A 9,320-nucleotide genomic window follows, 5' to 3' on the forward strand; every position below is an offset into this window, starting at 1 on the left:
GCACCCCATGGCGCTCAAGCAGCCCACCCCCGCCCCCGACGACCCCCGCCTGAAGGGCCACGAGACGACGTACAGCAGCAGCCGAGGCGGCTGGACCCGACCCGAACCGAAACCCACCCCCGGCACCCCGAAGAAGGCGTAGCCCCGACTGTCAGTGGCCGCCGCTACCGTAGGACCATCACATCCGTCGTTTGCGGAAGCTGCCCGCCCTCGACGGAGGACCACAGCCCCGCCCCTGGAACAGCGCACCGGGGAGCGGGGCTTCCTCATGCCCCTCCCCGGCCCGGCCCCTGGACGGTAGGTTCACCTGATCGTCACAGCATCACCAGGAGCCGCCATGACCCAGCCCCCGCCCTACGGCACCCCCCAACCCACCTGGGGGCCACCCCCGCCGAAGAAAGGCATGAACGGCTGCGCCATCGCCGCCATCATCGGCGCCGGCATCCTCGGCCTGGTCATCCTCCTCGGCATCATCGTCGCCGTCTTCAGCAGCGGCAGCAGCGACGACAGCAAGCCGCGCCCCGCGAGCAGCAGCGCCCCCACGAAGGCCGCACCCACCAAGCCGCCGGCCGCCGCAGCGCCCCCGGTGACGGTGACAGCCAAGCCCGCCAAGTTCAGCCCCTCCGTGCTCCACGACGGCACCACCGTCTACACGAGCGTCAAGGTCACCATCACGAACCGCGGCGAGAAGGCCCTCGACATCAACCCGCTGTACTTCACGATCACCGACGCCAACGGGTCGAAGCACACGGCCGAGCTGGGCGTTGACGAGCAGCAGATCGCCACCGTCGACCTCGCGCCCGGCGAGAACATCAGTGGCGTCATCACCGGCAAGGGGCGGTTCGCCCCCAAGTACGTGACGTACGTCAACGGCCTGTTCGGCGACGGGATCCGCGGAAACGTCGGATAGCGCCCCGACTGCCCGCACTTGGGTGCATACTCGAAGACGGATGAGGCGACCTGATGGGCGAGAGGGTCGGCGCGTAAGGACCCCAGTCACCCCCCGGACTGGGGTCCTTCTGCATATCCTGGGGTCAGCCGATGAAAGGGGTCGACCATGGCGACGCCACTTACCGCCGACCAACTCATAGCCGCCCTCCGCGCCGAGGGGGTGAAGGTCATCGAGGTCCCCGGCTGGCGCACCAACAACCGGAACCACAAGGGCGCCTGGGGCCCCATCCACGGCAGCATGCTCCACCACACCGTCACCCCCAAGACCATGAGCGCCGTCCCCATGTGCTTCAGCGGCACCGGCGACCTGCCCGGCCCCCTCTGCCACGGCGTCATCCGCCGCGACGGCACCGTCCACCTCGTCGGCAACGGCCGCGCCAACCACGCCGGCGGCGGCGACCCGAACGTCCTCCAGGCCGTGAAGGACGAGCGGTACACGACCCGCCCGCCAGAACCGCACCAGCACCAGGGCAGCAGCGGGGCCGTGGACGGCAACGCGCACTTCTACGGCTGGGAGTGTGAAAACCAGGGCGACGGCAAGGACCCCTGGCCCGCCGTGCAGGTCGAGGCGATGGTCCGCGTGTCCGCCGCGCTCATGCGGGCGCACAAGTGGTCGGAGAAGTCCACGATTGGGCACCGCGAGTGGTCGGATTGGAAGAACGATCCCAACGGTCCTGACAACGTTGTCAGCATGCCTGGCCTCCGCACCCGCATCGCCGCACGCCTCGCCCACGCCGCCAACTGGAACCCCAACACCCCCGCCCCGACGCCCCCCAAGGACACCCAGGTGACCACACCCGCCGTCACACACCTCACCCGCAGCGAAGACGTCATCCTCATCCCCGGCAGCCCCTACCAGATCTCCTTCACCGGCGAATACGCCGACGAACCCGCCGACCACGGGACCGGTGGCTACACCTTCCTCCAGGACTCCGCCTACCTCGGCCGCATCACCCTCGAACTCCTCGGCCTCCAGGCCGGCGAGTACGTCGACGTCCGCGTCCTCGAGACCCCGACGGGCGGCAGCCCGGTCATCGGCGACGCGGCGCAGGTCGACGGCCGCGGCGACGGCAGCCAGCTCGTGAAGCGGGTAGTTCCCGTCGTGGGTAAGCCCGCTGCGGGGAACCGGGTGTCGATCCAGGTCACCAACCAGGCCGACCATGACATCACCCTCAGCTTCGCCCGCGCCATGACCCTCTCGTGGCCGCTGTAGGCGCAGTGGATGAGCCGACACTCGGCGAGCTGCTCCGCGACGTCCAGTCCGACGTACGCGCCATACGCGACGCCCAGACCAGCTACCTCACGAAAGAGATGTACGAAGTGAGGGAGAAAGCGCTGGAACGGCGCGTGACGGCCCTGGAGGAGAGCCGCCAGACCTGGGTGCGGCTCGTCGTGAGCGCCTTTGCTCTGCCGCTCCTTGTCCTCCTGGCTGCTGTGGCGTTGGGGGTGCGGCCGTGAAGCGCACCGTGCGGAAGAACCTGACGTGGCTGGGCTGCGTGCTCGCGCTGGCCATGGCCATGGGCGCAGGCCTGGCGTACGCGCGGGGCGTGTCCGACCGCGTGGACCGGCTGGAGTCCGACCGGGCGGCCCTGGCGCAGCAGGTCCGCGAGCTGGGCGGGACCCCAGTGGTCGGCCCCCGCGGTGAGACCGGCGCGGCCGGGCAGGACGGGGACGTCGGACCCTCAGGTCCCCCCGGCCCCACAGGCGCGCCCGGGAAAGACGGCGCCGACGGCGCTGCCGGGAAGCCGGGCCCCAGCGGATCCCCCGGACCGTCGGGCCAGCCCGGAAAGGACGGCGCTGACGGCACCAACGGACGTGACGGCGCCCCCGGCCCCACTGGGCCCGTCGGACCCTCCGGACCTTCGGGTCCTGCCGGCCCATCAGGGCCCCCAGGGCCCACCGGCCCCCCCGGTCCAGTCGGCCCTCAGGGCGACAAGGGCGAACCCGCCGACGCCTGCCCCATCGGCTACGTCGGCACCACGTTCGACTACCAGGGGACCACCTACTTCGGGTGCAAGAAGGAGGAGCAGCCGTGACTGACGAGTTGTACCCGTGGGTGCGCCGCGAGGGCGAGCGCGGCCAGGCCTACGCTGCTTTCCAGGAGTTCTTGCGTCTCGGCCCCCGCCGTACTGTCGTGGCCGCAGCCGCAGCCGCGGGCATCAGCGCGGACTCGGCATACGACTTGTCCAAGCGGCATGACTGGACCGCCCGGTCGACCGCCTACGACCAGCACCTCGCCTCCGCCGCCACAGACGGCCTCGCGTCGCAGATGGCGTCCGCTCGCGACGACAATCTGAGCCTCGCGGACAAGTTGCGCGGGCACCTGTCCGACCAGCTCGACGGGTTCATCCGTGACCGTGACGATCCGACTGTCCGCTGGTCCCAGGCCCTCGCCGCCATGGTCCGCCTGGAAGAGCACGCGTTCCGGCTGAAGGACGACCCCAAGACGTCCGCCGTCCGCGATCACGTGCAGCAGCTGCTCAACCGCGTCGAGAAGGCCATCGGCACGTGATCCTCACCCCGGCCGAACTCGCCTCCCTTACCCCCGCCGAGCTGGAGCAGCTCGCCGAGGGGCTGGAGAAGCTTGTCCTCGACCGGGAAGCTGGCAAGGTCCCCTGGCTGTGTGACATCCCCGACTGCGACGGGCAGCCCCACCCCGGGCGTCCGGGCCGGCACTCCCGTGCCGCGCAGCGCCCGCCGGTCGGGGACGAGTGGGATGTGTGGCTTGCGCTCGCCGGTCGCGGCTGGGGCAAGACCCGCACCGGCGCCGAGTGGGTCATCGAGCAGGCCCGCCACCTCGAGCGTGGGGCGCTCATCGGTCCGACCGCAGCGGACACCCGGGACATCCTCGTCGAGGGCGAGTCCGGCATCCTCGCGTCCGCCCCGGCGACGTTCCGCCCCGACTACCAGCCGTCCAAGCGGCGCCTCGTCTACCCCAACGGGGCCATCCAGGTCTGCTACTCCGCCGACGAGCCGGACAGGTTGAGAGGTCCGCAGCATCACTACGGCTGGTTCGACGAGCTCGCCGCCTGGCGTTACCTCCAGTACGCGTGGGACATGGCGCAGATGGGCATGCGCCTCGGCGACCACCCCCGCATCTGCATCACGACCACCCCGCGGCCCCTGCCACTGATCAAGCAGCTGCTGAAGGACCCGCGCACGGCTGTGGTCCGCGGCTCGACATACGACAACCTCGACAACCTCGCCGAAACTTTCCGACGTGCCGTCATTGCCAAATATGAGGGCACCACGTTGGGGCGGCAGGAGCTCGACGCCGAAGTCCTCGAAGATCTTCCGGGCGCTCTCGTGGCCCGCGCGCTCATCGACCGGGCGCGGGTGACGCCGGCCGACGTGCCGGAGCTGATCTCCATGGCCGTCGGCATGGACCCCGCAGGTACTGGCGCAGGTGACGAGACCGGCCTCGTCGTCACGGGCTGGGGCGTGGACCAGCACCACTACGTCCTCGCCGACGCCTCCGCGAAAAGGACCCCCGACCAGGCCGCGCGGGCGGCGTACGCGCTGCTGGAGGAGCACGGCGCCTCCTACATCGTCGTCGAGGACAACGGTCCCAAGGACTGGCTGGAGGAAGTCCTGCGCCGCGTGTGGCGGGACCTGCACCCTGGCGAGACGACGCCGCCGCCGATCCGCCGGGTCAACGCCTCGAAGGGGAAGAAGCTGCGGGCACAGCCGGTGGCGATGCTGTACGAGCAGGGCCGCGTCCACCACGTCGGCTCCCTGCCCGAGCTGGAGGACCAGCTGACCACGTGGATCCCCGAGGAGTCCCCCAACTCCCCCGACCGGGTCGACGCCGAAGTTCACGCGATCACCTACCAGATGAAGCGGGACCGCGGCACTCGCACGGAGCTCGTCAACCCGCACGTTGCGGCCCGCCGTCAGGGGCGCGCCGCAGGACAGCACCCGGCACTGAAGGCACGACAGGCCGCTCGAAGGGCATGATGGGATCGAAATGGAAACGTATCCGCTTCTCGCAGTGCTGGTGATGGCGTTGGCCACCGCCCGCGTCACCCGACTCATCACCCGCGACCGCATCTTCGACGCCCCGCGGCGAGCCGTCCTGCGCGCCCTGCCCGACGACCACCTGCTCGCCTACCTCGTCGTCTGCGACTGGTGCGTCTCGGTCTACACGGGCACGCTCGCGGCCGTTGGCGGGGCGTGGGCGGGATGGTGGCCGTGGGCGTGGGCGCCGGCGCTTGCGCTCGCCTTCTCGTACGTGACCGGCTACCTGGCGTCCAGGGAGGGCGAGGGCTGATGGCGATCTTCCGCAGGCGCACCAAGGACGGGCCGCTGCTCCCTGAGCAGCCGGACACCTCCGTCACCCCGCGCAGCATCACCGCTGCCGCCATGCCCATGGCCGGCCCCGGCGTGAAGATCGCGGACCGGGCGCGCAAGCAGGCCGCCAACTCGGACTGGCAGCGGCAGGGCTGGTACTACTACGACGTCATCGGCGAACTCCGGGCGCCGCTCGTGTGGATTGCGAACGCTGTGTCGCAGGCGGACATCCACGCGACTGAGCTGGATCCGGCTACCGGAAAGCCCACCGGCCCTTCCGAGGATCCCACTGCTGTGAAGGCTGCGGCGCAGGTTCTCGGCGGAGCAGCGAAGCGGGCGACACTCTTGCGTGTCCTCGCTCTCTGCTGGCAGGTCCCCGGTGAAGCGTGGGTCATTGTCCGCCCCCGCGGGAAGGGGGCGCCGGATGAGTGGATCGTGCTGCCGCCGTCTCAGGTGAAGACGAAGGGCACTGGGGCGAACGCGTCCTGGGAGTACCGGGATCCGAAGCTGGGCACCGACGTTCCCCTCGACGCCCGCAGCCGCTTGTTTCGTATTTGGGCTCCGCACCCGGCTGACTTCATCCAGGCCGACTCTGCTATCCGTCCCGCGCTGCCGATCTGTCACGAGATCGAGCGCTGCTCCCAGACCATCGCCGCCCAGCTCAACTCCCGGATCGCTCTGGCTCCGATCATGCTGCTCGCCGACGAACTCGACTTCCCCCGAGGCGACCACGAGACCAGCGCCATGGCCCTCATGGAGGAAGTGCTGGCTGCCGCAGAAGCTTCCGTGCAGCAGCCCGGGACGCCTGCGGCGATCGTGCCGCTCGGCCTGAACGCACCCACTGACATGATCGCGAGCGGCGGTGCGGTCGCATTCGTGTCGCCGACTACCGAGTTCGTGCAGGGTCTGGACGACCTCCGCGACAAGGCTCTTGACCGGCTGGCCGCGACTCTCGACATGCCCAAGTCGGTGGCTGCTGGGTCCCAGGACGAGTCGAACCACTGGTCGGCGTGGCAGGTCGAGGAAAGCACTTACAAGATCTTCATCGAGCCCCTGCTCCGCGAACTCGGGGACGCCCTGACTGAGCAGTGGTACCGGCCCGCGCTTGTCGCGATGGGCATGAGCGAGGAGCAGGCGGCCCGCTACGAAATCGGCTGGGACACCACGAACATCGTGGCGCGCCCCGACGATACCGAGAACCTGCGGGACTTGTACGACCGGGTCCTGATCTCCGACGAGTACATGCTGACGGAGAACGGGATCCCTCTCGACGCCATGCCGGATGAGGCGGAGCGGGAACGCCGACTGCTGGAGAAGTACACGAGCTCGTCGCCCGCGATCCTGTCCGAGCCGGGTATCGCAGAGGCGTTGGGGATGCCGCAGCTGGCTGCCGCGCAGGCCGCGGCGGCCGAAGAGGCGCCGGAACCGCCGCAGGGGCAGCAGCGGGCGCTCCCCGCGACGCAGGACGCCGAGCCGGAGCCGGAGGCGGTACCGGACGGTCTGACGGCGGCGGCTGAGCTGCTCGTGTTCGATGCCCTGTCGCGCGCGGGCGGGCGCCTGCTCACGCGGGAGAACCGGGGTCAGTTCGTCTCGACGCCGAAGCACGAGCTGCACACCGTGATCCACTCTCGTCCTCAGGGTCCCGATGACCTGATGAAGGACTCGTTCCAGTTTGCCGATCAGGTTGCGGACGCATGGAGGATGGACGGCCAGCGGTTCGGCGCCATGCTGCGAGAGTACGTGCACCACCTGCTTGCCACAGGAAAGCCGCACAACCGAGGTGAGCTGCGGTTCCAGCTCCGGAGGATCCTTCCGTGACCACGCTGCCGTCCGATGACGGGCTGCCGCAGAGGCTCCGCGCGGAGGCGTTTATCCGCGAGGGCGAGCAGCGGGTTGCCCGCACCTGGTTCCGCTCCTTGACGCGCTGGCTCGACCGCGTTCGGCCTGCCGTGGTCCGAGGCGACACCGTCGACCCCGCCCGCGTGTCGGACCATCAGGGGTTCTGGACGGAGCAGGTCGACGTCGAGGTCATGCCGGTTGTGTCCGGGATCCTGCAGCAGGCGGCACGGCGGGTGCGCCGACCTGGGGTGCCGGCGGCGGACACGTGGGTGTCGACGTACCTGAACGAGGCCGGCAACCGCTTGGTCAGGCTGCCAGACGAGGTGTACGGCCTGATCGTCGCCGAGCTGGAGCGCGGGATTCGGGAGCAGGAGTCGATCCCGGACATCGTGGCTCGGGTGTCGGCGGTGCTGACGGCGACGGGGTCGGAGCGGTGGCCGAACCGGGCGGTGACGGTGGCGCGGACGGAGACGCTCGCGGCCGTGAACGCCGGGGTGTTTCGGTCCGCGCAGCTGGAGGCGGAGCAGCGGGGAGATCCGGCGCCGTTCAAGCAGTGGATCGCCACGGCGGACCCGCGCACGCGGGACACGCACCGGGAGGCGGACAAGCAACGCACGCTGCTGTCTGAGCCGTTCCGGGTCGGGGGCGCGCAGCTGCTCTACCCCGGCGACCCGACTGGCCCGGCCGGGGAGGTCATCAACTGCCGGTGCTCAATGATCCCGGTAGTACTCGGCGAAGAGATCGACTGGACAGACAGGCAGGAACCATGACCCACGAGAACTGGTTCGAGATGGACGGCGGCTTCATCCCCGTCGTGGTGGAGGAGACCGGGCCCGCCGAGGTGACGCTGTCCCTCGCGTTCCCCGAATTGGAGGAGGACTCTGATGGCTAGGACGTGGAGTGCGGTGCTGGCCCGGCTGGGTGTGCCCACCGGCGACGGCCGCATCATCGACCCGGTAGGCGGCTCGTCCCGCGACCTGCCGCTCCCGCTCATGTGGCAGGAACTCTCGGACGACGGCCACGGCGGCAGCCGGATCGTGGGCCGGATCGAGACGCTGCGGATCGCGGACGGCATGGTCACCGCCACCGGCAGCATGCTGGAGGACATCCCCTACTCGGTCACGGAGCAGCTGGAGGCCGGTGTCGTCGGCCCGTCCGTCGACCTCGATGACATCGAGTACGTGATGGGTGAGAACGAGCAGCTCGTCATCACCCGCTGGAGGATCGCGGGCGCGACGCTGGTCAGCATCCCGGCATTCGCTGACGTGTCCCTCACCCTCGACCCGCTCCCTGCCGAACCGGTGGATGCGCCGGAGGCCGTCTACGAGGACGCCCTGTGGGCCTCTGCCGGACCCGAGCAGCTCCCCCCGGCCGACTGGTTCCAGCGCCCCGACGTCGACCGCCTGACGCCCCTCACGGTCACCGACACGGGCCGCGTCTTCGGGCACATCGCAGGGTGGGACACCTGCCACGTCGGCCTGCCCGGATGCGTCACCCCGCCGAGCTCGCCAACCGGGTACACGTACTTCCACGTTGCCGAGCAGCGCACCAGCGACGGCGCCGTCCTGCCCGTCGGAACGCTCGTCGCCGGGCCCCGGCACGCTGACGCGCAGCTCGCGTTCCGCGCCGCGCAGGAGCACTACGACGACCCGTCCGCCGCCGTTGCCCGCGTCGTCGCAGGCGAGGACGAACACGGCATCTGGGTGGCCGGCTGGCTGCTCCCCGGGGCCACGGCTGAGGCGCTGGACGTGTTCCGGTCGTCACCCGTCTCTGGTGACTGGCGGCGTGTGGGCGGGGCGTTGGAGCTGATCGGCGTCTGCTCGGTGAACACGCCTGGCTTCCCGGTACCGCGTGCGCGGGTGCACTTCGCGGCGGGTGCGCAGCGGGCCCTGATCGGCTCGTTCGGCATCACGCCCCAGCAGGGGGCCTTCCCGGCGCCGGGAAACATGCAGGTTAACGAGACAGAACAGGCTCGTGCCCGGTGGGCCTGGGCCGCAGCGACGACGGAGGACTGACATGGGCAAGTGCGGCTGCGGAGGCAGTAGGACCCTCATCGACTATCAGCTGACTTACAAGGACGGCACCACCGAGGTCGTCAAGCACGAGGACGGTGGCCTCGTTCGCGTCCGACAGATCCGGGCTAAGGCCACGCAGACCATCACGTACAAGGCGATCCCCCGCGCGAAGTAACACGCCGCAGGCCGGGCGCCTATTACAAGGCGCCCGGTTCGCGGTACCCT

At 70.0% G+C, this 9,320-nt stretch carries 12 protein-coding genes; all 12 read left to right on the plus strand.

The annotated features are described in order from the left end of the window. The first annotated feature begins 7 nt into the window (after positions 1–7). The gene (locus ACZ6CZ_RS34585; RefSeq protein WP_467185698.1) at positions 8–142 is read left to right on the plus strand and encodes a hypothetical protein; all 135 of its coding nucleotides are present in this window, start codon (positions 8–10) and stop codon (positions 140–142) included. Positions 143–337: 195 nt separating this feature from the next. Then, the gene (locus ACZ6CZ_RS34590; protein ID WP_467185697.1) at positions 338–910 is read left to right on the plus strand and encodes a DUF4352 domain-containing protein; all 573 of its coding nucleotides are present in this window, start codon (positions 338–340) and stop codon (positions 908–910) included. Positions 911–1,057: 147 nt separating this feature from the next. Continuing rightward, entirely contained in the window at positions 1,058–2,164 is a 1,107-nt protein-coding gene (locus ACZ6CZ_RS34595) for a peptidoglycan recognition protein family protein (RefSeq protein ID WP_467185696.1), read from the plus strand. Next, entirely contained in the window at positions 2,152–2,409 is a 258-nt protein-coding gene (locus tag ACZ6CZ_RS34600; protein WP_469029383.1) for a hypothetical protein, read from the plus strand. The genes ACZ6CZ_RS34595 and ACZ6CZ_RS34600 overlap by 13 nt, the downstream gene beginning before the upstream one ends. Further along, positions 2,406–2,987, plus strand: a complete 582-nt coding sequence (locus ACZ6CZ_RS34605; RefSeq protein WP_467185694.1) for a collagen-like protein — start codon at positions 2,406–2,408, stop codon at positions 2,985–2,987. The genes ACZ6CZ_RS34600 and ACZ6CZ_RS34605 overlap by 4 nt, the downstream gene beginning before the upstream one ends. Further along, a complete protein-coding gene (locus ACZ6CZ_RS34610; RefSeq protein ID WP_467185693.1) occupies positions 2,984–3,463 on the plus strand; it encodes a hypothetical protein in 480 nt (159 codons plus the stop codon). Before ACZ6CZ_RS34605 ends, ACZ6CZ_RS34610 begins: the two co-directional genes overlap by 4 nt. Continuing rightward, complete coding sequence (locus tag ACZ6CZ_RS34615) at positions 3,460–4,908, plus strand: terminase large subunit domain-containing protein (RefSeq protein WP_467185692.1); 1,449 nt, start codon at positions 3,460–3,462, stop codon at positions 4,906–4,908. The genes ACZ6CZ_RS34610 and ACZ6CZ_RS34615 overlap by 4 nt, the downstream gene beginning before the upstream one ends. 10 nt (positions 4,909–4,918) lie before the next feature. Next, positions 4,919–5,221 (plus strand): hypothetical protein, encoded by a 303-nt coding sequence (locus ACZ6CZ_RS34620; protein ID WP_467185691.1) that lies wholly within the window; start codon positions 4,919–4,921, stop codon positions 5,219–5,221. Continuing rightward, the gene (locus ACZ6CZ_RS34625) at positions 5,221–7,059 is read left to right on the plus strand and encodes a hypothetical protein (protein WP_467185690.1); all 1,839 of its coding nucleotides are present in this window, start codon (positions 5,221–5,223) and stop codon (positions 7,057–7,059) included. Before ACZ6CZ_RS34620 ends, ACZ6CZ_RS34625 begins: the two co-directional genes overlap by 1 nt. After that, complete coding sequence (locus tag ACZ6CZ_RS34630; protein ID WP_467185689.1) at positions 7,056–7,850, plus strand: phage minor head protein; 795 nt, start codon at positions 7,056–7,058, stop codon at positions 7,848–7,850. The genes ACZ6CZ_RS34625 and ACZ6CZ_RS34630 overlap by 4 nt, the downstream gene beginning before the upstream one ends. After that, the gene (locus tag ACZ6CZ_RS34635; protein WP_467185688.1) at positions 7,847–7,972 is read left to right on the plus strand and encodes a hypothetical protein; all 126 of its coding nucleotides are present in this window, start codon (positions 7,847–7,849) and stop codon (positions 7,970–7,972) included. The genes ACZ6CZ_RS34630 and ACZ6CZ_RS34635 overlap by 4 nt, the downstream gene beginning before the upstream one ends. After that, positions 7,965–9,095, plus strand: a complete 1,131-nt coding sequence (locus ACZ6CZ_RS34640; RefSeq protein ID WP_467185687.1) for a hypothetical protein — start codon at positions 7,965–7,967, stop codon at positions 9,093–9,095. The genes ACZ6CZ_RS34635 and ACZ6CZ_RS34640 overlap by 8 nt, the downstream gene beginning before the upstream one ends. Positions 9,096–9,320: the final 225 nt, after the last annotated feature.

The organism is Streptomyces sp. NPDC041135 (genome assembly GCF_055592085.1).